Below are 26,194 nucleotides of genomic sequence, written 5' to 3' on the forward strand. Positions count from 1 at the left end.
CCTCCTGAATTGCTGTGATGGTCGATGAGCGCGCGAGACGAGGTTCAACCGGATGCCCATCACCGCGGTGCCCGGCTGGACCGGTCGGCACTTCGGCCCGCGCTAACTACCGCGCCCGTCGCTCGTTAATGCGAAGTCACTCGGACTTGGCGTCCAGCACTTCTCCGAAGCCTTCCCAGCTTGTGCCCGTCCATCGCTGCAACCGCATCTGGGTCCAGATCATGTTCTCGGTGTCGCTTGTATTGACCTTGATGCCGGGCAGCGCCGTCGGAATGACGAAATCCTTCAGGTTCTTGGCCTGCGTCAGAATATTTTTGCGAGACAGGTCGTTGCCACACTGCTTCAGAATCTGCTCGAACAGGATGCCTTGCTGATAGCCGGTCAGATAGCTGCCATTGGTGACATCGACACCCGGCAAATACTTGTCCAGAAATGACCGGTAGGCCTGCATGGCAGGGTCGTCTTTCCAGGTCGGATCCACAATGTCCTTGTTGGTCGTGCCGACAATTACGCCGACCGATTTGTCAAGGCCCGCAGGCGTAAGCGTGCCTCCGACCGAGCCGGAAGGAAAATTGATGATCACGGTCGCCTTCCAGCCGATCACCGAGGCTTGCCGGATGGCTTGCGCCGCGAACTTCGGCGTGCCGGCGATCAAAAGAGCGTCGGCACCGGAACTCCTCAGGTTGACGACCTGTGAATCAACCGTCGGTTCGGTGACCTCATAGGAAGCAGTCACGACCTTTCGGTCGAAATCCTTTCCGAGAAACGCCTTGAAGGCACTGACGTAGTCTTTACCGAGGTCGTCGTTCTGATAGAGGATTGCATACTTGCCGTTTGGCAAGGCCTTCGTCAGATACTTTGCATAGATTTTGCCTTCGGTGTCGTAGCTGACAAGACCTGTCGTGGTCATCGGGTAATTGGCGACATCCGTAAACTTGGATGACCCGCTAATAATTGCGATGCTAGGCACTCCTTTCGACCGCAGGTATTTTGCCGTGGCCGAGATGCCCGGCGTGCCGAGCTGGCCGAACATGAACGACACTTCGTCGCTTTCGACGAGCTTGCGAACGTGCTCCACCGCCTTGGGAGGACTATATCCGTCGTCATAGGCGATGTAGTTGATCTTGCGTCCGTTGACGCCACCGCGGTCATTCAGGGCCTGAATGTAGGCCATGAGTCCTTTGCCCACGAGGCCGATTGATGACGCCGGTCCGCTGAAAGGAAAAACTCCGCCGACCTTGATCTCGGTAGCAGAGATTCCCGGCTCTTCGGCAGCGAACGCCGGCCCGCTCAAAAACAGAGCCAGAGCCGCAACGATCTTCGATCTCAACAACATTGCTCGTCCTCCCAAACGTTGCCCCTTTTCGGGTACTGGCTTTGTTTTGTCGCGCCGGCGGCTGCTCGTCGACAGTCGTTGCGATGACGCATCGCGCTGCCCGGGTCGAGCCTCAATCGGCACGTCGCGGCCGCTACACGGGCCATCTTGCTGCCTCCAAACTACAGTTCTTTTTTTGAACTAGTCAAGCGATAAGACGGCCACGCATCTCCCCGGCAGGCTGCCATCTCAATAGGCCTCACTAAAGAAAGGCGATCCGGACCGCATTTCTTTCGTTGTGGTCTCTTATATTGACGCTATTGTTAATTTCATTTTTGAACTGACTGGGAGACAGCAATGCGCAAGGCAGGGATACACAATTTTCCGGCAATCGATCGTGTCGTTTACGGTAAGGCTGCTGCTGACGCTTTGAACGATGAAGCGGTGCGACTGGATGCCAGGCGCGTCTTCCTGACCGTCAGTCGAACCTTGAACACCAGGACCGACGAGATCGAGACGATCCGGCGTGCGCTCGGCGGCAGGCACGTCGCGACCTTCGACGGAATTGCAGAGCACACTACGCGCAAGCAAGCTGCCGAGGTTGCCCGTCAAGCCAAGGACGCAGGAGCCGATCTGGTCGTCGCCGTGGGCGGGGGGTCGGCGATCGATCTCGCCAAGATCGTCATCATGGCGATGGAACATGACATCCGCGATGAAGCGGGCTTTGATCCCTTCCCCATGGGACCGGGCGTCACCGTCTCTCCGTTCCGGGCGCCCAAGGTCCGACAGATCGCCGTGCCATCCACGCTGAATGGCGGCGAATACAATGCAGCAGCGCTTGTCACGGACGAACGCAACAGGCTGAAGCAGATCTTCTTCCATCCCCAGATGATGCCGGTCTCGATCATTCTCGACCCTGCTCTCACCGTTCACACGCCTTCCAAGCTTTGGATGGGATCGGGAACGCGCTCGATGGACCACGGCATTGAAGCATTGTGCTCGCCCGCAGGCACGCCACTCGCCGACGAGGTCGTCCTGGCAGGCATCCGCACCCTGCGCGAGGGGATGCTCCGGACCTTGCAGCAACCTGATGATCTGGAGGCGCGTCGACTGTCTCAATACGGCGCGTGGCTCGCCGCTTTCGGCCTCCAGGCGCGGGTCCCGATGGGAGCCAGTCACGGCATCGGCCATGTGCTTGGCGGGACCTTCGGCGTTCCGCACTACTATTGCACACCGGTCATCATGCCGAGCCTGCTTCGCTACAACAAGTCGTTCACCGAGGATGCGCAGAAGCGTTTGGCGACGGCTCTTGGCGCCCCGGGAGGCGACGCCGCAGACGCCTTTGCAGCATTCACGAAATCGCTTGGACTACCTGTCCGACTCGCTGATGTCGGCATAGGCGAAGACAAATTCGATCTGATTAGCAAGATTGCAATCAATCATCGCTTCGTACAGGCCAATCCGAGGCCCTTCAAAAACGAAGCCGAGATCATCGATCTGCTGCGAATGGCAGCTTAGCTGCCATCAGCGGCGATGAATCAAGATTGGAAGGTAACCTCGTCGTTACAGGGACAAGTATCACCGCTGGGTTGCGGCAGTGAGTTGGCATGGTCACGCCTGCGGGAGGCCCGTTCAGTGCTTGCTGCCCCTTCCCGCGGGCCGCTGGAATCGTGCCGACAAAGGCCGACGATCCGGATGGCGGCTTCGATCCCGATCTGGTCGTTGCTCCCAAAGGACCAGCGGAGGATGGATCGTTTCATCCCGTTCGCACTGGTCGCCGCGGCCGAGGCCATTGCACAAGCCACATGGGCTCCTTCCGACGCAGACTCGCTTCAACAGGCGGCGACCGTGATCGCATCGGGCATCGGAGGCTTTCCGGCAATCGTTCTCGCAAATCTCGCGGCCGGTCATATTTCCATCCGCTAGGGCTTCAGGGGTTCCATCGGTACGCCCGTTACAGCTTGCGCCGCGAGCGCGCAGGTGATCGGCGATACCGCGCGCCTCATTCGAGGAAGGGAAGCGGATGTTGCGATTTGCGTGCGCCCGCCGCGGCGCCCAACCGATCGCGGAAATCGCCGGCTATGGCACGACGGCTGACGCCTACCACATCACCTCAGGACCGGAGGACGGAGACGGCGCGCGTCGCGCGATGGACGGCGCCTTGAGGCAGGCTAAACGCCGAACAACACGCCCATGCTGATGAAAGCAATGGCCGATCGATCGCGCGGACATGGGGCGCTACGATCATGCGCAAGAAATCGTACAAAATCGTTGGTAGTCGTACAACATCGGCCCGTGGTGGCGGGAGAAGGACTCGTACCGGCGGCGCGCTCCGAAAAGGTGACCGCTCTAATCGCGCAGATGTCCGATTTGCTCGCGCCAATCAGCCAGCGACGACGATCAGGCGGAGACGGCCTGCCATCTTTCCGGGCGTGTACCGGATGCTCGGCTGCTTTGGGCCCCTGTTCGCGCCGTCTATCCTTCGAGCAGACGCTTGTCGCCGAACGTGCGCGTTTATCGATGCGCTGCTTGACGCTTGGCGGCCCGAGCCGTCTTAGGACCGGACACAAAGCTTCGAGCCAGCTGGCTGTTGATTTTTACTGGGGCGCGAAGTCGATAGCCCCCGACCTCGTGATCGCTTCGATCGCCTACCTTCAAACAACAACAATATGCACTTTGGTTGACCGTTCACGCGCAGTGCCGGCACGGCGCGGTTGCGGATCCTGATGCAGGACATGTGGCTGAAGGCGCTGCGACGGGTCTATTGATAGCGCACAACATGTCGGAAGCAACTTTTCTGGCCGACAGGACAGTCGTGCTCGGCGGCAAGCCTGTTCACACGATTGCGACGATCGCGGTAGATCTGCCGCGGCCGCGCGGTCCGTCACGGCATTATGGGCCTGCTTTCGCACTAGCTTCTCAAAGGGACGGCGCCTTCGCGCAGCCCGCGGAGCAGTTCTGGCGGGATCTGTGCCTGCCGCAATGCTGCCTCGGGAGCTTTCCCATACCTCTTTTGAGCTAAAACCACAGCCCTGACCAAGGCGATCGGCGCCGCAGTGACATCACCCCTCTATTTTGGCACGATTTGTGACCATATTGGCGACAAAGAAGCTTCGTCGCGCTGTAGCGCTGCCGCCTCTGGCGAAAAAGCCGGAGGGAGAAAGAAATGGCTCAAACCGAGGCTAACTCGTATGTCCGTGGTACAGCGGATGCGCCGCTCAGCAATCTCACGATCGCGGCGTTGCTCGCTGAGACCGTCGCTCGATTCCCCAACGGTCTCGCCGTTGTATTCCGCGAGCAGGGCGTCCGCTGGAGCTGGAAAGAGTTTGCGAACGAGATCGAGGCGTTTGCCGCCGGGCTGCAGGAGCTCGGCCTTCGTAAGGGTGATCGCGTCGGGATCTGGTCACCCAACCGCGTCGAATGGCTGGTGACGCAATTCGCGACGGCACGGCTCGGCCTCGTCCTCGTCAATATCAATCCTGCCTATCGTCTTTCCGAGCTGGGTTACGCGCTTGGCGTATCGGGATGCCGGGCTGTCGTCTCCGCCCAGGAGATGAAGACTTCGAAGTACCTGGAGATGCTCCAGACGGTTCGTCCCCAATTGCCCGGGGTGGAATGGATTATTCGAATGGGCGAAGGCCGCACGCCGAACATGTTGAACTATACCGACGTTCTGGCGAAAGGGCGCAGCACCACAATTCTCGAGGAATCTCTCGACTGCCACGACCCGATCAATATCCAGTTCACAAGCGGAACCACCGGCAGCCCGAAGGGCGCCACGCTCACGCATCATAATGTGGTGAACAATGCGCGTTTTATCGCGCAAGCGCTGAATTTCAGCGAAGCCGATCGGCTCTGCATCCCGGTGCCGCTCTATCATTGCTTTGGAATGGTTCTGGCGGTTCTCGCATGCGTCAGCACGGGCGCGACCATGGTCTTTCCGGGCGAAGCGTTCGATCCAGCCGCGGTTCTGGCCGCGGTCGCGGAGGAGCGCTGCACGGCGCTCCATGGGGTGCCAACGATGTTCATCGCCGAACTTGCGCATCCCGATTTCAAGACCTTCGACCTTTCTTCGCTGCGGACGGGAATCATGGCTGGCTCTCCATGCCCGATCGAAACCATGCGGCAGGTGGTCTCCGAGATGAACATGAGCGAGGTGACCATCGCTTATGGCATGACGGAGACGTCGCCGGTATCATTCCAGAGCTCGACAACCGACCCGCTGGAAAGGCGGGTGGCAACGGTCGGGCGCATTCAGCGGTGTCTCGAAGCGAAGGTGATCGACAAGAACGGCCAGATTGTCCCGCGCGGAGAGACAGGTGAGTTGTGCGTGCGCGGTTATTCCGTCATGCGCGGCTATTGGGACGACCCTGAGCGGACCGGGGAAGTCATCAAGGATGGATGGATGCACTCCGGCGACCTCGCGATCATCGACGACGAGGGTTATTGCAACATCGTAGGGCGCGCCAAGGACATGCTGATCCGCGGCGGCGAGAACGTGTATCCGCGCGAGATCGAAGAATTCCTGTTTCGGCATCCCAAGGTGCAGTCGGCGCAGGTCTTTGGCGTTCCGGATCAAAAATACGGCGAAGAAATATGCGCCTGGATCGTGATCAAGCCGGGCCACGATTGCACTGAAGACGAGATCCGCGAGTTCTGTCGCGGTCAAATCGCCCACTACAAGGTGCCCAGATACATTCGTTTTGTCGAGGAAATGCCGATGACGGTGACGGGCAAGGCCCAGAAATTCCTGATGCGTGATTCGATGATCAAGGAACTTGGTTTGAGCGAAAGCCAGACTGCCTAAACGGTGTGTCCGACTTCACCCCACCCGATTGCAGAAACGGCACCGGATTGGCTGCGCGGTAGAAGAAGTTGATCATCGTGTTGATGTCAAAGACAGGCAGTCCCGATACGTTCGCAACGTCCTTGGCGAAGGGACACATATTAGTGCATTCGAACAGGATGGCGCCTGGATTCTTGCAAGATGCAATGAAGGCTTGCTTCATTTCGACCATCTCGGCTCGCAGCACATCGGTATCAAGCTCTTCCCGACCGAGAATGTAGGCCGCCGGAAACTGCGCATCAGGCTTCATGCCCTGGATCTGAACGGGGATATCGTCCCGCGACCAGCCGACGCCACGAAAGTGACCGTCATTCATGTGATCCGCGCTCCGTAAAGACGCCGATGATCTTGCCCGGCGGCAGCATGGCGTGGATCAGCGGCGCCTGGATCAAGCTGGAGGTGAACACAGGAATGTTCACTGCCGCAGCGAGCTGCTTCTGGAACGGAGCGAGGAAACCGCAGCTGGTCGTGATCGCCTTGACGCCTTCGGCCTCCAGCTCTTGCGCGGCCACCACGAACGGCTCCAGCAGGCTCGCATCCGGATGATCGCCCATAATTTTCGTCGCGTGAGCACCGCGCACGATCTTGTAGCGCACGGGAAAATCATAGGAGAGTGCATTTCCGATGTCGCCGCGCGGGCGCGGAAACTTGGTGTCCAGCATCAGGATGCCGATCGTCTCTCCATAGTTGGTGTAGCCACCTCGCAGTTTCATGGTCGTCTCCAGGGATCAATGGCGAAAACGTGACGCGCCAAATAGCGCGATATCGATGCCGGCAGTCCTGCCGGCAATGAGATCGGCGACGATAGAGCCCGTGATCGGGCCCGACGCTAGGCCAACATGGCCGTGTCCGAACGCGTGGATGATGTCCGCCGATGCCGATGCCACACCGATGACGGGACGCCCGTCCGGCGTCGACGGCCGGAGCCCCATCCAGCGATCGATCGTCAGGCTGGCGCGCGACCCGAGGCCAGGATACGTCCGCAGGGCATGCGCGACGAGAATCTCGACGCGCGCCCAGTCCGGCTCGGCGTCAACTCGCGCGAGCTCGACCTGCCCCGAAAGGCGCAAGCCCGCCGGAGTCGGCGTGTTGGCCATTCGTCCATCGCTCGGCATGATCGGAAGCCTTGGCCCTGCCGCAGGCGAAGCGATGACGCCGTGATAGCCGCGTTCGCTCGCCATCGGCACGCGATCGCCCGTAGCCTCCGCAAGAGCCTTTGACCAGATGCCGGCGCAGATGATGGCGCGATCGCACTCGATCGCGCCCTGATCGGTGACGACCGATGCGAGACGGCCATCGGTCACAACAAAGCCGGTCGCGCGCGCCCTGACCAGACGTGCGCCGCGTGCGCGCGCGGCATCAACGATGGCCCCTACATAGGCCCCCGGATCGGTGCAGTAGGCTCCTTCGTGGACAAGGGCGCCGAACTGATAGGTGGCGCTCAAATCCGGCTCTCGGCGGCGCAGCTCGCCCGCATCGAGCTCGATCCAATGGAGCCCATTGTCCCTGCGAAGCCGCCAGGCAAGCGCCTCGCCCTCAAAGGCATTGCGATCGGGATAGGCGTAGAGCAGACCAGTCTGGCGTATGTAATCCGGCTTCCCGATCTCCCTTGCGAGCACAGCGTGCCGCGCCGGACTGTCGCGCAAGATCGAGGCAAGCAGGTGGGCGGTACGTTCGACCTTCGCCACGGTCCATCCGGCCGCGAGGAAACGGAGCAGCCAGGGCGCCAGCGCAGGCAGCACCGTCCAGCGCAGCACCAGAGGCCCGTTCGGATCGAAGAGATAACCCGGCAGCTTGCGCCACAGGCCGGGCATGGACATCGGGATGATCGAGGCAGGGCTGATCCAGGCACCGTTGCCATAGCTAGCCGCCTGGGGCCCCCCCGGTTCTCCCGGCTCGATCAGCGTAACGTCATGTCCGTCCTTGATCAGCTCCCATGCCGTCGCCGCACCGACGATACCTGCGCCGATCACAGCGATGCGCAATGGCGTCCTCTGCCGCGTCATCACTCAACTCGATTGCAGATCGTCACGTCAGCCGTTCGCCGCAACTGTCGGCAAGCCGCTGCTGTGGAAGTGGCTCAGGAAGGCCCGTGTTGCAGTCTGGCTTGGCGTGTCGATCACCTGCCGGGCCGGCCCCTCCTCCACGACGATGCCGTCGCGCATGAAGACGACGCTATCGGCGACCTCGCGCGCAAACGCCATCTCATGGGTCACGAGCACCATGGTCATTCCTTCGGCCGCAAGCTGGCGGACCACCGCGAGGACCTCTCCGACCAGCTCGGGATCGAGCGCAGACGTTGCCTCGTCGAACAGCATCACTTGCGGCTTCATCGCAAGGGCGCGCGCGATTGCCACGCGCTGCTTCTGGCCGCCGGACAGCTTGTCGGGCGCGACGTCGGCCTTGTCCTTCAACCCCACCTTCTCCAACAACCCAAGCGCCGTCTCGCGCGCCGCCTCCGGCTGGATCTTCAGAACCGTGACGGGTCCTTCCATCACGTTCTGAAGGGTAGACATGTGGGGGAAGAGATTGAAGTTCTGGAACACCATGCCGGTCCGCGCGCGGAACGCCGCCAGTTCCTTGTCACGGGGCAGCTTGTGCCCGTTGGTGAAATCCATGGTGCTTTCGCCAACCCGGATGGCGCCGCTGTCCGGGATGGTCAAGAGATTGAGGCATCGCAGCAGCGTCGACTTACCTGATCCGCTGGGCCCGATCAGCGCGAGCACACCGCCGCGGGGGACTCGCAGCGATATGTCCTTCAGCACGCTGACGGCCCCGAAAGACTTCTTGACGTGAACCAGTTCGATCATCGCGTTGTCAGACACGGCGCCATTCCCTTCTTTGATCAACCCTACCGCGCCAGTCGCGCTTCGAGCACGCTCGCAGCGCGCGTCATCGGGAACAGGATAAGGAAGTAGATGACCGCGATCATGGTGTATGTCTCCAATGGCCGGTAGGTCGCAGATGTGATGAGCTGCCCCTGGTAAAGCAGATCCGGGACCGCTAGGACCGAGAGCAGCGAGGTGTTCTTCAGTTGCAGCACGGCCTGGTTGACGAGCGGAGGAATCATCCGCTTGAGGGCCTGCGGCATGACGACGCGCTTCATCAGATCGAAGCGGCGCATGCCCAGCGCGCGGCCAGCGTCCCATTGCCCCATATCGATCGAGACAATGCCTCCACGGATGATTTCCGAATAGAACGCGCCGCCGTAAAAGCTCAGCGCGATGAACGCTGCCACGGCGGGAGAGAGCTCGACGCCAATCAGCACTGGAAGCGCGTAGTAGATCCACACCAGTTGAACCAGCACAGGCGTACAGCGGAACACCTCGACGAGCATCACGAGGGGCGTCGAGACGAAACGCACCTTGGAGAGGCTCGCGATTGAGACCACGCATCCGATCACGAACCCGCTCGCCGCGGTTAGGATGGTAAAACCGATCGTGTAGGCCGTACCGATGGTGATCAGCCTGCTGTATTGCAGAAGGAAGCCAAAACTCCAGTCATAATGCATCGCAGCTACCCCATACTCAGCGATTGCGAATAGGCACTCTGGATCAGCCCCGAGTAGAACCAGCGCCCAAGCGTGATGATGTCGTAGACCGGCAATCCGAACTCGCGCGACACCTCCTCCGAGAATGGCGGAAGGTTGGTGCATTCGAAAACGATCGCGCCAATGCCCGGATTGTCCGAAAGCAGCGTGCTGACGGCCTCCTGCACGTCACGGCGCAGTCCATCGCGATCATAGGAGCAGCCATGCTCAATATGCGCGCGCAAGCTACCGTCCGGCGGAAGGCCGACGCGAGGCGTCTCTGGATCGGCGCCGGCTCCAGCAAAATGCCTATCCGTCAACGCCTCCGCGTCGTAAGTGACAACGCCTGCGCGGCGGCCGGACGGAAGGCAGCGCTCCACCATGGGCAGTTGCAAAAGACTCGAGGTTGCGAGCGGAAGATTCATCCGCGCGGAGAGCTCGCCCTGACGCGATGCCAGAAAGCCGCACGACGTGGTCAGGCCGATCGCGCCCTCGGCACGAAGCTCATCGCCTGCGGCGACGAATGCATCCATTAGGTCGGCGTCATCGCCGCTCACGATCTTCCGCGCGGTGGCGCCCGGGACGGTCCTGAAGACGACGTCGAAGGGCCAGCTGGCGCAATGCCCCACATCTCCCGGCGGGCGCTCGATCGCGATGTCAAGCATGATGATGCCCAGCGGAGGATGTCGCCCATGTCGCATCGATCAGATGTTCCCTGTCTCGTCGGACGCCAATTGCGTCCGAACTCAACGACGCTGCAGAAAGGAAACTGCCCGCGTCATCTGAAGACGCGGGCAGTCCGAGATCAAAACTGAAGTCCGGGAGGAATGTCCTGCTCCCCGATATTGACCAGAGTCAGGCTCGAGAGAATCCACTCGCGGAGAGCGCCCAACGAACGGCTGTATTCGAGCCAGTTATCGACATAGGTGCGGAAGCGGGTATCGACGTCCACACGCACGCCGCAGCAGGTCGGTTGCGAGGCAACTGGAGTCGGGATGATGACCTTGCCCACCTTCGCGTTCTTCTTGACCGTGACCAGCGAAAGCATCGCGACCTGGATCAGGCAATCCGCCCGCCCGGCCTGCACCGCCAGCACGGCGTCATCAGGTGTCTTCAGTGCGACCAGCGTTGCCTTGGGCAGCGTTCGGCGCGCGTAGAGATCGTGGGTGGAGCCGATATCGACGGCAACCCGCACCTCCGGCTTGTTGAGGTCTTCCCATGTCTTCGGTTCAAAGCCGGGCTTGGCGATGACCGTGAAGGTGTTGTTCATGATCGGACGCGTGAATTCAACGATCAGGGCGCGTGACGGCGTCGGGCTGAGCCCGAACATGATGTCGATCTTGTTGCTCTGAAGATCGAGAACCGAGTTGCCCCAGGTCGATTCGATGATCTCGACTTCGGCTTCGAGCGCCTTGGCGAGATCATTCGCCATGCTCACGCAAAAGCCCGACCACTGCCCCGTGGCGATGTCCTTGTGATAATAGGGCTCCGTCCCAACGATGCCGGCGATGCGAAGCTTTTTCGTCTTGCGAATTTGAGCAAACGTACTCTCGGCCGGCTGCGTCTGAGCGACAGCCTGGGACACGGCTGAGCCGGCTGCCATTGCCGCCGCGGCGGCGCCTAGCCCAACGAGTGATCCGATTTCACGACGATTGACCATATCAAGCTTCCCCTCTTCGGTTGAATTCCTCATGACGCAAGATCCGGTCCGGCGGTCTCTGCGCCCCCTAAGCTGCTCTCTTGTTGGAGAACCGTCCCGCAAAATCGCTCGTCTCGGAGCTGCGCGCCTCTCTCGCCAGCCGGCCGCCCTCGCGTGTCGCGAGAAAATCGGCAAGGCTCGCATCCTCCTGCCGTACAAATCCCCTCGTGGGAAGCTTGCCCGACAGAAACAGCTCGACCATCGCGACGCAGCCGGCGGCCGTGGTGAGCTGGATCGCGCCGAGCTCCGGCTGCCCGTCGTAACGCAGCACGATGCTGTCCTCCTCCATGCGTCCGTTGCGCTCGCCGATGCCGGTCACGAAGATCACGACGACGTCCTTTCGCGTGAACGGCGCGGCGCGGTTGAGGATGCGACGCATGGTCTCGCGATCGTCAGCGAGCCCCAGGCCCTGCAGCAGGAGCTTCATGATCTCGGCGTGGCCGGGGTAGCGCAGCGTCTTGTAGCTCATGTCGCGGACCTTCCCGGCCAGCGTCTCCGTCAACGTGCCGAGGCCGCCCGAGGTATTGAACGCCTCATAGGCGACGCCGTCGATCATCACGCTCTCGACGCCTTCGAGCGCGGGCACCGATATCGGTTTGCCATCGAAGACGATCTCGCAGGGATTGCAATATTCGTTGATCAGGCCGTCGATGGACCAGGTGACGTTGTAGCGCAAGGCATTGGTCGGATAGAGCGGCAGCGCACCGACCCGCATCTTGATGGCCTTCACCGTCTCGAAACGAGCCGCCATGTCGGCTCCAAGCACGCAGATGAACCCCGGCGCAAGCCCGCACTGCGGCGCCAGGATCACGTCGGCGGTTGCTGCGATCTCCTTGATGTAGGCCGTTGTCGCCACGTCCTCGGTCAGATCGAAATAGTGCGTTCCGGTCTCCACAGCTATCCGCGCGATCCCCTGATTGAGAAAATACGGACAGGCGCTGACGACGATATCCTGATCCTTCAGAAAACCGCGCACCGCATGGAGATCTCCAGCGTCCACGATCTTGGTAGCGAAGGTTTGCCCGGCGCTCAAGCCGAGTTGCGCCTCTGAAGCGTCAGCCAGGGTAACTTTGTGTCCCTGGTCCGCCAGCATCCCGGCGATCACGGCGCCGATCTGCCCGGCCCCCAAAACTGCGATGCGTTGCGATGAATGAGCCATTTCGAACCTCCCTAGAGAGCAGCCTGGACGCCAATCGCCGCCGGGTCGGCGCCCACCTTCTTCAGCCACGAGAACACCGGCGGCAGGCGGTCGGCGATGGATTCGACCGCGACGTCGACGAAAACCGGCTCGCTCAGCGCGAAAGCCCCACGCAAGGCCGTCTCCAGTTGCACCGGCGTCTCGACGCGGAAGCTTCGGATCCCGTAGACGGCGGCGAGCTTGCTCATGTCGTAGCTGCCGAAATCAACGCTGAATGTCGGGTCGTTGACCGGTGTCGGCTGTGCGGCTCCGGAGGCCTTGTTGGCATGGTCACGGTCGACAACCCGCTGGAGCGCCTTGATCCAGCCAAAGCATGCGTTGTTGAAATGAACCAGCACCGCCGGGATCTGCAGCCGCGACAGCGTCTCCAGTTCACCGGCCGACATGCCAAGCGAACCGTCGCCGAACAAGCCAACAGGCCTCAGATGCGGCGCTGCGAAATAGGCCCCGATAACCGCCGGGATGGCATAGCCGAGCCCGCCGTAGAAACGGGGAATCACGAGCCTGGACTGCGGATCGCGCAGGCGCAGGAAGCGTGTCGCGTAGGGTGTCGGCGTGCCGGCATCCGACACCACGTTACTGGGCACAGGCATGCAACGGTTGAGCGTCTCGATGACCCGCTCGGGACGCAGGGGAATCGCGTCGCTCTCGAGATGCGGCGCCATGACGTCCCAGAACTCGGCACGGCGGCGGTTGATGTCACCGACCCATTCCGCCGTGTTGGACGCATGATCCACGGGTGTTTTGCCAAGCAGGGCATCGATCACGGCACGCGCATCGCCCACGAGCGGATGGTCGATGGCGTAGGTATTGCCGATGACTTCCGGTTCGAGATCGATCTGGACGATGCGCGTCTCGCCATTCGGCACCGGCCATTGCCAGTTCATGGTGGCGACCGAACCCATGCGGCAGCCGACATAGATCACGAGATCGGCACGTCCGAGCGCCCACACCGCATGCGGATGGAAGCCATTGTCGCCGATGATGCCAATGCCGAGCTTGTGGTCGTCGCGGATGACGCCCTGCCCTGTGATCGTGGTGACCACGGGGATGCCGAGCCGTTCGCCAAACGCCGTGATGGCGGCCGCCGCGCCGGACCGATTGGCGCCACCACCCGCGACAATCAGGGGACGCTCGGCGGCGAGAATGGCCTTGATGGCCGCATCGAGATCGGAATCCGGCGGCCGGCTTCGGTATGACGGCGCCTGTCGGCATTGCGACTCGACATGCAGCGACACGGAGGCATCCGGAAGCTCTTGATAGAGGACATCCTCGGGCAGAGCGAGGACGACAGCGCCGGGACGGCCGCCGGTCGCCTCGCGGAAGGCGCGGCGCACGAGCTCGGGCAATTTTCCGACGTGTCCTAGTGTCTCTGCGCGCTTGCTGACTGGTTTGAACAGCTCCTCGACGGGCAGCTCGGTCAGTGTGCCACGGCCGACGCCGGGCTGGGGAATATCGTTCACAAGCAAGATCAGCGGCACCGAAGACTTGTTCGCTTCAGCCACGCCCGGCAGACCGTAAAGCGCGCCGGCGCCACTCGGCACCTCCGCCACACCGGGCTTTCCGGACAGGCGCGCATAGCAGTCCGCCATGAACACCGCGGAGCGCTCGTCGCGGCACAGGATATGACGCGGCGCATCCGCCGTCGTTCTCAGCGCCTCGTAGAAGGCGACGTTCGTATCGCCGGGGACGCCAAAAATGACTTCGACGCCATATCCGGACAGCATGCTCACGAGAGCGGACGCACCATTCATTTTCAAATGCTCCTTGTCCCTGCTGTTATTCAGGAGCATAGGCGCGACATAAATATCCAAAGCGCCGGCTATAGGAATAATATAGTTACAATCCGTTGGGCTAAGTTCTATTTCGATGGGAAATGAGCAATTTTGCCAGGAAAGGGAGCAGCGACAACCGCTTTGAGGCAGTGTTTTGCCTATGCCTTATTCACCTTTCGAATTTTCTGGCGAGAAGAATCGAGGACGTGGTGCGGCGAACACCTTCCATCTCGGCGATCCAGTCGATGATCTCGTCGAGATGCGTCGACGTCACGCAATTGATCTTCACGAACAGATCGAACGGGCCGCTCAGCGTGTAGCAGTGTACGACCTCGACCTTTTTTCGCAAGGCCGCAATGACGTTGCCCTGCTGCTTGACCTCCAGCTCGATCAGGATGATCGCCGAGATCGCGGTGACATGATCCTGCTTGCCCAGAATCGCCGTGTAGCCGGCGATCGTTCCCTCCTTTTCCAGCCTTGCCATTCGCCCCTGCGCAGTCGCGCGGGACACGCCCAGCGCCTTGGCGATATCGGAAATCGACGTCCGCGCATTTGCGATCAGGATGTTGAGAAGATCCTGGTCTTTCCTGGCATCCGCCGGACGCGCCATTTACAGCCCTCCAAAGTGACAGTTTCTGAACAAAACGAAGGGAAATTATTGCGCTCTGCCGGAGAAAGTCCAGCTCATCATGATGAACGGTCCGGCGCAGTCTCCGCGACCAGCCACTCCCGGAAAGCCGCGAGTGGCGGGTACTTAGCCCGTTCGGAAGGCCAAACCAGATAATAGCGCTCGGGACTTTCCATGGGCAGGTTGATGGCGCGAACCAGCTTGCGGCTCGCGAGTTCATCCTGGATGAGGAAGGTCGGCAGAAGCGCCACGCCGAGGCCGGCGATCGCCGCTTGGGCTGCGGTCGCGAACTGGTCGAACACCATACCCTGAGCCGTCGTGGCTGGCACATCGTGAACGGAAAACCACCGGTCCCACGCGTGAAAGCGGGTTGAGATGCTCAGCAGCGGGGCCTTCCGGAGATCGCCTGCAACTCGGAAGCCATATTGTCTCTTCAACCCAGGACTGCACGCAGGGATGACTTGTTCGGATCGCAGCAGCGCCATCTCGGCACCGGGCCACTCCGGTTGACCGAAGTGAATCGCCGCGTCCAGGGATTCGGACCGGAAATCGAAATAGGACAAGCGGGTCGTGAGATTGATCGTGATCCCGGAATTGGCAGCCAGAAACCTGGGCAGGCGCGGCGCGAGCCAGCGGGTGCCGAATGTCGGCAGGATAGCGAGATTGAGAGTCCCTCCGCTCGGGTTTGCATGGAGATTGAAGGAGGCGGTGCTGATCTTGTGGAGCGCATCACGAATTTCGCGCGCGTAGGACTCGCCGACAGAGGTCAGTCGAACGGTCTGACGCTCGCGGATGAAGAGTTCGACCTCGAGCTGTTCTTCCAGGATCTTGATCTGTCTGCTAACGGCGCTTTGGGTCAGTCGAAGCTCGCGCGCAGCGAGCGTCATGCTGCCAGTCCGCGCAGTGGCTTCGAACGCCGCCAGGACGGCGGTGGAGGGAAGAAAGCGACGAGGTGTTTGCGAGTTCATCTCCATTCATTCCAATTTAGAATGATCTTCTGAGCAAACATCGTTTGAATTGGCCATCGAGGCAAGGTTTAATCGCAAGGATCATAACAAATTTGCATGATCCTTGGATCAGGCCAACTATGATGGCTGAGCCGCCGTCGACGGAGATTTTGATGCCAGCGCTGCGCGCGGACGCGGACCAGATCCGCACTCTGTTTTCCCGCGCCATGTCGGACATGTACCGGGCTGAAGTGCCGCAATACGGCACCCTGATAGAGCTCGTCGACGACACCAATCGCGAGACGTTGCGGCAGCACGCCCAGCTTCGTGCGAGCCTCGAGCGAAGCGATGAGCTCGAGCGATTGAACGTCGAGCGTCACGGCGCGATTCGCCTGGGGCGCGCGGACGAATTGCGCAACATGCGTCGCGTCTTCGCAGTGATGGGGATGCACCCGGTCGGCTATTATGACCTGTCGGTGGCCGGCGTGCCCGTCCATGCCACGGCCTTTCGGCCGATCGACGATGCCGCGCTCCGGCGTAATCCGTTCCGGGTATTCACCTCGCTGCTGCGCCTCGACCTGATCGATGATGAGACCCTTCGTGCCCAGGCTGAGCAAATCCTTGCCGAGCGCCACATTTTTACGCCACGCACGCTCGAGCTTGTGAGCATTTTCGAGACGGAGGGTCACTTGACCGTCGCGCAGGCGGAAGAGTTTGTGCGCGAAGCGCTCGACACCTTCCGTTGGCATAGCGAGGCGACGGTCAGCCTCGAGGTCTACAAGAGACTGCATGACGCCCATCGGTTGATTGCCGACGTGGTGAGTTTCAGAGGCCCTCACATCAACCATCTGACGCCGCGCGCGCTGGACATCGATGCCGTCCAGGCCGGGATGCCACAACGCGGCATTACTCCGAAGGCTGTCATCGAAGGGCCGCCGCGCCGCGACTGCCCGATCCTGCTGCGCCAGACCAGCTTCAAGGCACTCGAAGAGCTGATCCTGTTCAGGCAGGCGAATGCCGCAAAGGTAGCCGGAACGCATACAGCCCGCTTCGGCGAGATCGAGCAGCGCGGTGTTGCCCTCACGCCCAAGGGCCGCGAGCTTTACGACCGACTGCTCGCCTCCGCGCGCCAGGCAGACCCGACCGCCTGCGACTACGACACCGAACTGACCGAGCGATTTAAAGTGTTCCCGGACGATTGGTCGGAGCTTCGCTCGGAAGGGCTCGCCTTCTTCCGCTATTCGGCGACGTCCGCAGGCATTGAGGCCTGCAAGAGGCATGTTCCGCCATCCAGCCTCGATGATTTGATGGCTGCGGGCTTTCTGCGCTACGATCCAATCGTCTACGAGGATTTCCTCCCTGTCAGCGCGGCAGGTATCTTCCAGTCGAATCTCGGTACCGGCCAGCAGCAGAACTATGCCGCGCGTTCCAACCGGACCGCGTTCGAAACCGCTCTCGGTGCCGAGGTTCACGATGAAATGAAGCTGTACGCGCAGGCGGAAAGGAATTCCCTGGAGCACGCCCTGGTCCACCTCAGTTCACCGCAGCTCGCACGACGGGCCATGGCCTGATCGAATCGCCTGTCAACCATTCAAGAGAAAACCGCCATGACGATCACAACCCAGTCTTCCGCACGCGCGATCAAATCACTCGCGGGCGAGGCGGACGCGCTCCTGATCTCACTCGGAGTCAAGCGCAGCCGGTACACCGGCGGCAAGCTAATCGCGCGATCGCCGATCACCGGCGAGATCACGGGCCATGTCAACGAGATCGGTACCACCGACGCACAGGCAGCCATTGACAAGGCGCATGCGGCCTTCCTTGAATGGCGACTGGTGCCTGCGCCGAAGCGCGGCGAGCTCGTCCGCCTTCTCGGCGAGGAGTTGCGCGCCAACAAGCAAGCGCTCGGCAAGCTCGTATCGATCGAGGCCGGCAAGATCGCGTCCGAGGGCCTCGGCGAGGTCCAGGAGATGATCGATATCTGCGACTTCGCGGTGGGCCTGTCGCGCCAGCTCTATGGCTTGACCATCGCAACCGAGCGCAGCGAGCACCGGATGATGGAAAGCTGGCATCCCCTCGGCGTCACCGGGATCATCTCGGCGTTCAACTTCCCCGTCGCCGTATGGTCCTGGAACGCCGCGTTGGCGCTGATTTGCGGCAACAGCATCGTCTGGAAACCGTCCGAGAAGACGCCGCTGACGGCGCTTGCGACTGAAGCGTTGTTCGATCGCGCGTTGGAGCGATTCAAAGCGGAGGGCGGCAAGGCGCCGGACGCACTGTCGGTCGTTCTGTTCGGTGGTCGCGAGATCGGTGAAATCCTCGTCGATCACGCCAAGGTCCCACTCGTGTCAGCGACCGGCTCGACGGCAATGGGCCGCATCGTCGGACCGCGCCTGGCAAAACGCTTTGCGCGCGCGATCCTCGAGCTCGGCGGCAACAACGCCGCAATTGTCGCGCCGACGGCGGACCTCGACCTGACATTGCGCGGTGTCGCGTTTGCCGCCATGGGGACGGCCGGCCAGCGTTGCACGACGCTGCGGCGCCTCTTCGTTCACGAAAGCGTCTATGACACGTTTTTGCCGCGACTGAAGCGCGCCTATGAGTCCGTGACCATCGGCGACCCGCTCAAGGACGGCACCCTGGTCGGTCCGCTGATCGACGCGGCAGCCTTCGCTTCCATGCAGAGAGCGCTGAGCGAGGCACGCGACGTGGACGGCAAGGTGTTCGGCGGCGAGCGCGTTCTCTCCAACGGCGCTGATGAGGCGTATTATGTCCGCCCAGCGCTGGTCGAGATCGCTGACCAGACAGGCCCGGTCGTGCACGAGACCTTCGCGCCGATTCTGTACGTGATCAAATATCGCGATTTCGATGCGGTGCTCGATCTGCACAACGCCGTCCTGCAGGGACTCTCCTCCTCGATCTTCACCAACGATCTGCGCGAAGCCGAGGTCTTCCTGTCGGTGCGGGGCTCGGATTGCGGCATCGCCAACGTCAATATCGGCCCATCCGGCGCCGAGATCGGCGGCGCCTTCGGAGGTGAGAAGGAAACCGGCGGCGGACGCGAGTCAGGCTCGGACGCCTGGAAGGCTTACATGCGCCGCGCCACCAATACGGTCAATTTTGGCCGGACATTGCCGCTCGCCCAGGGCGTCAAGTTCGACGTGGCCTAGAGAGCCGATTGATGAACGCTCCCTTCCCCGGTTCGACGTCATTCAGCCCCTCCCATCGCCTCTCTTCGATTGGCGTGTCGGAGATCCTAAAGATCAGCGGGCTCGCTGCGGAGATGAAGCGCCAGGGCCGGGACGTCATCATCCTCGGCGCGGGCGAGCCTGACTTCGACACGCCTGATACAATCAAGGATGCAGCCGAGCGCGCGATACGCGCCGGCGCGACCAAGTACACCGCATTGGACGGCGCGCCGGAGCTCAAGGCTGCCATACGCGCCAAGTTCGAGCGCGATAATGCGCTCGAATTCGCGCAGGACGAGATCACCGTGTCGGCCGGCGCCAAGCAGGTGCTCTTCAACGCCATGATGGCCACCATCAACCCTGGCGACGAGGTGATCATCCCGACGCCGTTCTGGGTGACGTACGCCGACATCGTCGCGATCGCCGGCGGAACGCCGGTGCTGGTGCCATGTTCCGAGGCCAATGGCTTTCGGCTTTCGCCTGAGGATCTCGAGCGCGCCATCACGCCTCGCACACGATGGGTCATGCTGAACTCGCCGTCGAATCCATCCGGCGCAGCCTATTCGAAAAAAGACTACCGACCGATCCTCGACGTACTCCTCCAGCATCCGCACGTCTGGCTGATGGTGGACGATATCTACGAGCACATCGTCTATGACGGCTTCCAATTCGCCACGCCGGCGGCCATCGAGCCGGGTCTGCGCAACCGGACGCTAACCGTCAATGGCGTTTCGAAGGCCTACGCGATGACCGGCTGGCGCATCGGCTATGGTGCCGGACCAAGCGCCCTGATCCGGGCCATGGCCGTCGTCCAGAGCCAATCGACATCCTGTCCTTCGTCGGTCAGTCAGGCTGCAGCCATCGAGGCGCTGAATGGCCCGCAGGATTTTGTCCGCGATTGCTGTTGGTCGTTTCAAAAGCGGCGCGATCTCGTCGTCAGCGCATTGAACGGGATCAAAGGCATCACCTGCCGCGTACCCGAGGGCGCCTTCTACACGTTCGCGAGTTGCGCCGGCCTGATCGGCAAAATCACGCCGGAGGAACGAACGCTGAAGAGCGACAAGGACTTTGCCGAGCATCTGCTGCACGCGGCAGGCGTCGCAGTCGTTCCGGGGTCGGCGTTCGGCCTCTCACCCTATTTCAGGATTTCCTACGCAACATCCGCTGTCGAACTCGAAGATGCGTGCCAGCGCATCGCACGCGCAGCTGCGCAACTCTCGTGAACCGGCAATTACCGGCCGCGATCGCGACCAGCGACGATCGGCTCGCGTGGGCTCGCCATCCGCGACAGCGCCTCGATGAAGACCGGCTCCCATGCCCGGATGTGACGCCTGAGAAGATTGGTCAGGGCTTCCTCCTTGCCGGCCATCGCAAGCTCGATGATCTGATAGTGCTCGGCTGCGGATTCATTCTGGCGGGCAAGACCCGCGCGCGATTTGATACCATAAAGCCGCATCTGATCGCGCAAACCCATCACCATTTCGGTGAGACGCGGATTGTCCGCCGCCTCGGTCAGCAATTGGTGAAAGCTTCGATCGGCCTCGAGGTAGAGCCTGATGTCCTCCGCCTTGACCGCGCGCGCAACCTCATCGGCATACGGAACGAGCTTCTTGAGATTCTTCTTTGGCTTGCGCGCAACGATCGACACGGCGTGAAGCTCCAGCACCTCGCGGAGGTCGAACAGATTGCGTAGCTCGGTCAAGGTCGGCTCGACCACTTTGAAGCCGCGGTTGCGCATAGGCTCGATCAGCCCACTGCGAGCCAATTCGAGCAGCGCTTCCCTGACCGGGGTCGTCGACACACCAAGGCTGGCTGCGAGTGTCGGCACCGAATACATCGATCCTGGCATGCTCTGCCCGGAAATGATCTCCGCGCGCACCTGCTGCAGCACCTGCTCCCTTAGATTCTGGTCCATCCCGCTCCCGCTTCGCCAACTCCGGAATCACCCGGTTCGTCCGCGGCACAATAGTCAGGTTTGGTCGCGGCACAATAAATAGGCTTGACGAAGAATACGCCACATATGAGGATATGTAACGCTTTACTGTAACGCACTACTTCTGAACCTTCGGACGGTCTGACACCTCATATGGCGCAGCGCGTACCCGGCTATTGCACGCTCTGCCGATCCCGATGCGGGTCGGCCATGGTCGTCGAGAATGGCCGGCTGATCGCTGTCGAGGCGCTGCCCGGACATCCGACCGGCGGAGCGCTATGTGCGAAGGGTCGGGCCGCGCCCGAAATGGTGCACAGTCCGCGCCGCCTTACCAAACCGCTTCGCCGGACCGCGCCCAGAGACGCGGCGGATCCTGGCTGGATCGAAATTTCCTGGGATGAAGCGCTGGACGACATCGCCGGGAAGCTCGGCGACATCAGCAAGACATCCGGAGCCGAAGCGGTGGCCTTTGCCGTGACCACGCCGAGCGGCACGCCGATGGTCGACAGCTTCGAATGGGTCGAGCGCTTCATTCGCTGCTTCGGCAGCCCTAACCTGATCTACGCGGTCGAGATCTGCGGCTGGCACAAGGACTATGCCCATGCCCTGACTTTCGGACGCGGCATCGGCGCTCCCGACTATGAACAGGCCGACGCCATCGTGCTGTGGGGACATAATCCGGCCCGCACCTGGCTCGCCCAGGCCACACGCGTCGCCGACGCTCGGCGTCGCGGCGCGCGGGTCGCGGTGGTCGATCCCAAGCCGAACGGCTCCGGGCAGCAGGCCGACATCTGGTTGCGTATCCGTCCCGGTGCGGATGGCGCGCTGGCGATGGGCGCAATCCGGCATCTCATCACCACGAGCTCTTACGACGCAGACTTCGTGACGCGCTGGACCAACGGACCGCTGCTGATCGACACCGGCACTGGCCGCTTCGTTCGGGCGAGTGAACTCTGGGCGCATCAATCCGACAGCAACTTCGTCGTGCTGGACCAGTCCGGAGCGGCACGCGCCTTCGACCCACGCCTTGCAATGCTCGCCCCCATCTCCTGCGAGCTGGAAGGTGGTGCAACACTCCGTGCGCTGGATGGACGCGCGATTACGGCCGCGACAGCCTTCCGTTTGCTGACAGCCACGGCCGCTCCCTACACGCTCGCCCGCGTGGCCGAATTGACCTGGCTCGACGAGAGCAAGATCGCGGACTTCTACCGACTGTTCGAAAACAGTCCGCGGCTCGCTTATCATTCCTGGACCGGCGTCGGCCAACATACCAATGCGACGATGATCGAGCGGGCGGTTGCGACGCTCTACGCACTCACCGGCGCTTGCGACCGGCCCGGCGGCAATGTCTGGCTGGCGCCGCCGCCGACACGCACGGTCAACGACTATTCCTTGCTGCCGCCGGAGCAAAGAGCGAAGGCGCTCGGCCTCGGCGAATTGCCGCTTGGGCCGCCGAGCCGGGGATGGATCACGGCACGGGACTTCAGCCGCGCAGTCCTGACCGGCGAACCCTACCAGGTGCGGGCGCTGATGAGCTTCGGGACCAATTTCATCGTCTCGCAGGGTCATTCGTCGCGCAACCTCGAGGCTCTGCGCGCGCTCGACTTCCACGTTCACGTCGACATGTTCATGAATCCGACGGCCGAGAATGCCGATATCGTGCTGCCGGCCAATATGCCCTGGGAACGGGATGCCCTGAAGATCGGCTTCGAGATTACGCAGGAAGCCGTCGAGACGATCCAGTTCCGCTCGCAGATGCTGCCGCAGCTCGGCGCCTGCAAGGCGGACTATGAAATCGCCATTGAACTTGCGGTCAGGCTGGGCCTGACCGATCAATTCTTCGGCGGCGACATCCATGCCGGCTGGAATTATCAGCTTGCACCGCTCGGCGTGACGGTCGACGCGTTGCGCCGGCATCCCGAGGGCATGCGCTTCCCGCAGCTGCTCCATCGCGAGAAATATGCGCTCGCGCAACAGGACGGCACAGTCGTCGGCTTTGCCACGCCCACCCGCCGTGTCGAGATCTATTCGGAATTGATGCTCGAACATGGCTATGCGCCGTTGCCCGGCCACATCGAGCCTGCCGAAAGTCCTCTCGCTGACCACGCCGACAGCCGATTTCCGCTCGTGCTCACCACGGCCAAGAGCGGCTGGTTCGTCCACTCGTCGCATCGTCACGTCGCCTCGCTTCGCAAGAAGACGCCCGATCCGGCGATCGAGATCAACCCGACGCTCGCAGCCGCGCGTGACCTCAGGGACGGCGACTGGGCGATCGTCAAAACCTCCACCAGCGAAGTCCGGCTGCGCGTGCGGCTGAATGAGGCGCTCGACGACCGCGTCGCCGTCGCCGAGTTCGGCTGGTGGGAGGACTGTCCGCCGCTCGGACGTGGCGCGATCCAGCCTGCGGGATCACCGACGTCGAACATGAACGATGCGCTCAGCGATGCGGCTCGCGATCCCGTGAGCGGCTCGGTACCGTTGCGCGCCACGAGTTGCGACATCCGTAAGGATGAGACCGCGAGCCGCGGCCACTGGTCCGGCAAACGCGACTTCGCGGTCTCAGCCATTCATCGCGAGACCGACGACATCGTCGCACTGGAGCTCTTGCCGCAGGACGGTGGCGCGCTTCCCGCGTTCCGCCCGGGACAGCACATCATGCTGAGCGTCCCGGGACTCGATGTTGCCCGCGCCTATTCGCTGACTGGGCATGACGGCCGCGATGTTCTGTCGATCGCGGTCAGGAGACGCCGGTCCGGTGTTTCCGGGACCGCCGACGAACCCGTTCACCTGTCCGATCACGTTCATCGTCTGGCGGTCGGCGATCCCGTTCGGATCGAGTCGCCCCGGGGCATTTTCACGCCGCCTCTGCACGGAAACCGGCCGCTGATTTTCCTCGCCGCCGGAATCGGCATCACGCCGTTTATCGGTTACCTCGAAGCGTTGGTGAGACTGAACCCGGCCGAACGCGTCGCCCGGGTGCTGCTGCTCTATGGTTGCCGCAACGGCGGCGAACATGCATTTGCTGGTCGGTTGCGAGAACTCGCAGGCCTGCTGCCGGAGCTAGATCTCGTCACGGCGTATTCGGCGCCGCGAGCCCAGGATCGTCGTCCCGCGGACTACGACTATGCTGGACGGCTGGACCTGCTGGCGATCGATCCACTGCTGCCACTGCGGCCGCTCGCCTATCTCTGCGGTTCACCGGACTTCACGGCATCGATGACGGCCCGACTGATCGAGCGTGGCATTCCGGGCTTCGACATATTCACGGAAGCCTTTGCGTCTCCGCCGATCGTGCCGCGGACGCTGAGGGCGCAAACCGTCCACATCGCCGACAGCGACGATAGCTTCACCTGGACGCCGGAGCTTGGCACCCTTCTCGATGCGGCCCAGGCGGCCGGCGTCGCATTGCCGAGCGGCTGTCGCGTCGGCCAATGCGAGAGCTGCCTCATGCGCGTCGTCGACGGCAAATTCGCACAGCTTGGAGGCGACGACGGCGCGACCGACCAGTGCCTGACCTGCCAATCCGTTCCGCTCTCGGAGCTCACGCTCGCACTCTGATCGGGACATGATGAACTCAACACCAACGCGACTATGGGGGCCGCAATGACCGATACGACGGATAAAGCCATCTTCCTCGACGAAGCAGCGACACAAACCAACCCGCTTGCGAGATTCTCGCAGTACATGGTCCGCTTCGCCGAGCGCTGGTTCCCCGACGCCTACGTCTTCGTTTTGATCGCCGTGGTCGTGATCGCGCTCGGTACCATCGTGCATGGCGGCTCACCACTCGCCGTCAGCCGTGCCTTCGGCGACGGCTTCTGGAATCTCATTCCGTTCACGATGCAATTGGCGCTAGCCGCAGTCGGCGGCTATGTAGTCGCAATGTCGCCGCCGGTCGCGGCGTCGATGCGACGGCTGGCCGGCGTGCCCTCCACTGCGCGCGGCGCCGTGGTGTTCGTCGGCGTGCTCAGTATCCTGCTGTCATTGCTGAACTGGAGCCTGAGCCTGATCTTCTCCGGCCTCTTGGTGCGCGAAATCGCGCGACGCAAGGACATCAAGCTCGACTATCGCGCCGCCGGTGCGGCCGGCTATCTCGGCCTTGGCTGCGGCTTCACGCTCGGCATCACCTCATCGGTCGCCCAGCTTCAGGCCAACGCGGCCAGCATTCCGAGTTCGCTGATGCCGATCACCGGTGTCATCAGCTTCTCCGAGACGATCCTGACCTGGCAAAATCTGGTGACCATTATCGTCGTGACCACGCTGTCAGCGGCGATTTGTTATTTGACGGCGCCCAATGAGGCGCTGACCAGAACCGCAGAGGATCTCGGCGTATCTCTCGACGAAGACCGGATCGAGCCAAAAAAGCCGACCCGGCCGGGTGACCTTCTCGAGTTCAGCCCCGTTCTGACCATTCTGATCGTCGCACTGGCGTCGGGCTGGCTCTGGCAGACTTTTCAATCCGGCAATCCGCTGATCACCCTGTCGGGCCTGAACACCTATAATTTCGTGTTTTTGGTGCTTGGCATTCTCCTGCACTGGCGCCCCCGCAGCCTCCTCGATGCCTTTTCGAAGGGAACGCCGAGCATCTCGGGCCTGCTGTTGCAGTTTCCTTTCTACGCCGGGATCGCCCACATGTTGACCAAGGTACCAAACAGCAGCGGTCTGACACTTTCCGATACCGTCGCTCACTGGTTCACAAACGTCTCGGCCAACTCGACCGTTTTCTCGTTCCTGATCGGGTGCTATTCTGCGGCGCTGGGCTTCTTTATCCCGTCAGCCGGTGGCAAATGGTTCATTGAGGCGCCCTACATCATGAAGGCGGCCAACGAAATCGGAGCTCATCTGGGCTGGACCACCATGGTCTACAACATCGCCGAGACGCTGCCGAACTTCATCAATCCGTTCTGGATGCTGCCTCTGCTGGGCGTGCTCGGACTGAAGTCGAAAGACCTCATCGGCTACACATCCGTGCAATTCTTCGTACACTTCCCGATCGTCATGATCCTTGCTGCAATCTTGATGACGACCTTCACCTACCATCCACCAATTCTGCCTTGATCGAACGTCGGACCTGATCATGCGGGATGCCGGGACCTCACCGCCCGGCATCCCGAGGTACGACATCAGATCGAATCG

At 61.8% G+C, this 26,194-nt stretch carries 20 protein-coding genes and 1 pseudogene; 8 read left to right on the forward strand and 13 right to left on the reverse strand.

Annotated elements, in window-relative coordinates:
• Positions 1-136 precede the first annotated feature (136 nt).
• Positions 137-1,336: an ABC transporter substrate-binding protein gene (locus tag JQ591_RS24220; protein WP_211398490.1), complete on the reverse strand. Its 1,200-nt coding sequence runs from the start codon at positions 1,334-1,336 to the stop codon at positions 137-139.
• Positions 1,337-1,672: 336 nt separating this feature from the next.
• Here JQ591_RS24220 and JQ591_RS24225 point away from each other — a divergent pair, with 336 nt between their 5' ends.
• The 3 genes and pseudogenes from JQ591_RS24225 to JQ591_RS24235 all read left to right on the forward strand — a co-directional run bounded on the left by JQ591_RS24225 (position 1,673) and on the right by JQ591_RS24235 (position 6,122).
• Positions 1,673-2,833 carry an iron-containing alcohol dehydrogenase gene (locus tag JQ591_RS24225; RefSeq protein ID WP_211398491.1) on the forward strand — a complete coding sequence of 387 codons (1,161 nt, stop codon included), beginning with the start codon at positions 1,673-1,675 and terminating at the stop codon, positions 2,831-2,833.
• A gap of 15 nt (positions 2,834-2,848) precedes the next feature.
• Positions 2,849-3,491 (forward strand): annotated as a pseudogene (locus JQ591_RS24230) (beta-ketoacyl synthase N-terminal-like domain-containing protein); the annotation flags it as partial.
• A 990-nt stretch (positions 3,492-4,481) separates the two neighbouring features.
• Positions 4,482-6,122 carry an AMP-binding protein gene (locus JQ591_RS24235; protein WP_211398492.1) on the forward strand — a complete coding sequence of 547 codons (1,641 nt, stop codon included), beginning with the start codon at positions 4,482-4,484 and terminating at the stop codon, positions 6,120-6,122.
• On the opposite strand, the gene JQ591_RS35410 is transcribed toward JQ591_RS24235, so the two are convergent.
• From JQ591_RS35410 to JQ591_RS24285, 11 genes are all read right to left on the reverse strand, one after another.
• The gene (locus JQ591_RS35410) at positions 6,085-6,477 is read right to left on the reverse strand and encodes a hypothetical protein (RefSeq protein WP_249137591.1); all 393 of its coding nucleotides are present in this window, start codon (positions 6,475-6,477) and stop codon (positions 6,085-6,087) included. The genes JQ591_RS24235 and JQ591_RS35410 overlap by 38 nt on opposite strands.
• Positions 6,470-6,874 (reverse strand): hypothetical protein, encoded by a 405-nt coding sequence (locus JQ591_RS35415; protein WP_249137594.1) that lies wholly within the window; start codon positions 6,872-6,874, stop codon positions 6,470-6,472. The genes JQ591_RS35410 and JQ591_RS35415 overlap by 8 nt, the downstream gene beginning before the upstream one ends.
• Before the next feature lie 15 nt (positions 6,875-6,889).
• Positions 6,890-8,167: an NAD(P)/FAD-dependent oxidoreductase gene (locus JQ591_RS24245; RefSeq protein WP_211398493.1), complete on the reverse strand. Its 1,278-nt coding sequence runs from the start codon at positions 8,165-8,167 to the stop codon at positions 6,890-6,892.
• A gap of 27 nt (positions 8,168-8,194) precedes the next feature.
• The gene (locus JQ591_RS24250; RefSeq protein ID WP_349630401.1) at positions 8,195-8,986 is read right to left on the reverse strand and encodes an amino acid ABC transporter ATP-binding protein; all 792 of its coding nucleotides are present in this window, start codon (positions 8,984-8,986) and stop codon (positions 8,195-8,197) included.
• 26 nt (positions 8,987-9,012) lie between these two features.
• Positions 9,013-9,672 (reverse strand): amino acid ABC transporter permease, encoded by a 660-nt coding sequence (locus JQ591_RS24255; protein WP_211398494.1) that lies wholly within the window; start codon positions 9,670-9,672, stop codon positions 9,013-9,015.
• 5 nt (positions 9,673-9,677) lie between these two features.
• On the reverse strand, positions 9,678-10,391 hold the full coding sequence (locus tag JQ591_RS24260) for an aspartate/glutamate racemase family protein (protein WP_211398495.1): 714 nt from the start codon (positions 10,389-10,391) through the stop codon (positions 9,678-9,680).
• A 104-nt stretch (positions 10,392-10,495) separates the two neighbouring features.
• Positions 10,496-11,350, reverse strand: coding sequence for a transporter substrate-binding domain-containing protein (locus JQ591_RS24265; RefSeq protein ID WP_211398720.1), 855 nt, complete (start codon positions 11,348-11,350; stop codon positions 10,496-10,498).
• Positions 11,351-11,417: 67 nt separating this feature from the next.
• Positions 11,418-12,548, reverse strand: a complete 1,131-nt coding sequence (locus JQ591_RS24270) for a saccharopine dehydrogenase family protein (RefSeq protein WP_211398496.1) — start codon at positions 12,546-12,548, stop codon at positions 11,418-11,420.
• A gap of 11 nt (positions 12,549-12,559) precedes the next feature.
• Positions 12,560-14,341, reverse strand: coding sequence for a thiamine pyrophosphate-binding protein (locus tag JQ591_RS24275; RefSeq protein ID WP_211398497.1), 1,782 nt, complete (start codon positions 14,339-14,341; stop codon positions 12,560-12,562).
• A gap of 190 nt (positions 14,342-14,531) precedes the next feature.
• The gene (locus JQ591_RS24280; protein WP_211398498.1) at positions 14,532-14,972 is read right to left on the reverse strand and encodes an Lrp/AsnC family transcriptional regulator; all 441 of its coding nucleotides are present in this window, start codon (positions 14,970-14,972) and stop codon (positions 14,532-14,534) included.
• 77 nt (positions 14,973-15,049) lie between these two features.
• Entirely contained in the window at positions 15,050-15,958 is a 909-nt protein-coding gene (locus tag JQ591_RS24285; RefSeq protein WP_211398499.1) for a LysR family transcriptional regulator, read from the reverse strand.
• Positions 15,959-16,110: 152 nt separating this feature from the next.
• Between JQ591_RS24285 and hglS the strand changes: the two genes are divergently transcribed.
• From hglS to JQ591_RS24300, 3 genes are read left to right on the forward strand one after another with little or no spacing between them, the layout of a single operon-like run.
• Positions 16,111-17,508, forward strand: a complete 1,398-nt coding sequence (gene hglS / locus JQ591_RS24290; protein ID WP_211398500.1) for a 2-oxoadipate dioxygenase/decarboxylase HglS — start codon at positions 16,111-16,113, stop codon at positions 17,506-17,508.
• A gap of 36 nt (positions 17,509-17,544) precedes the next feature.
• The gene (gene amaB / locus JQ591_RS24295; RefSeq protein WP_211398501.1) at positions 17,545-19,107 is read left to right on the forward strand and encodes an L-piperidine-6-carboxylate dehydrogenase; all 1,563 of its coding nucleotides are present in this window, start codon (positions 17,545-17,547) and stop codon (positions 19,105-19,107) included.
• 11 nt (positions 19,108-19,118) lie between these two features.
• Positions 19,119-20,348 carry a pyridoxal phosphate-dependent aminotransferase gene (locus JQ591_RS24300; RefSeq protein ID WP_211398502.1) on the forward strand — a complete coding sequence of 410 codons (1,230 nt, stop codon included), beginning with the start codon at positions 19,119-19,121 and terminating at the stop codon, positions 20,346-20,348.
• Between the two features lie 8 nt (positions 20,349-20,356).
• Here the strand turns inward: JQ591_RS24300 and JQ591_RS24305 are convergent, their stop codons facing one another.
• Positions 20,357-21,040: a GntR family transcriptional regulator gene (locus JQ591_RS24305; RefSeq protein ID WP_211398503.1), complete on the reverse strand. Its 684-nt coding sequence runs from the start codon at positions 21,038-21,040 to the stop codon at positions 20,357-20,359.
• A gap of 171 nt (positions 21,041-21,211) precedes the next feature.
• Between JQ591_RS24305 and JQ591_RS24310 the strand changes: the two genes are divergently transcribed.
• Positions 21,212-24,616 carry a molybdopterin-dependent oxidoreductase gene (locus JQ591_RS24310; protein WP_211398504.1) on the forward strand — a complete coding sequence of 1,135 codons (3,405 nt, stop codon included), beginning with the start codon at positions 21,212-21,214 and terminating at the stop codon, positions 24,614-24,616.
• A 45-nt stretch (positions 24,617-24,661) separates the two neighbouring features.
• Positions 24,662-26,116 carry a short-chain fatty acid transporter gene (locus JQ591_RS24315; protein ID WP_211398505.1) on the forward strand — a complete coding sequence of 485 codons (1,455 nt, stop codon included), beginning with the start codon at positions 24,662-24,664 and terminating at the stop codon, positions 26,114-26,116.
• Positions 26,117-26,194 lie beyond the last annotated feature (78 nt).

The organism is Bradyrhizobium canariense (assembly GCF_018130465.1).
GTDB classification, from domain to species: domain Bacteria; phylum Pseudomonadota; class Alphaproteobacteria; order Rhizobiales; family Xanthobacteraceae; genus Bradyrhizobium; species Bradyrhizobium canariense_C.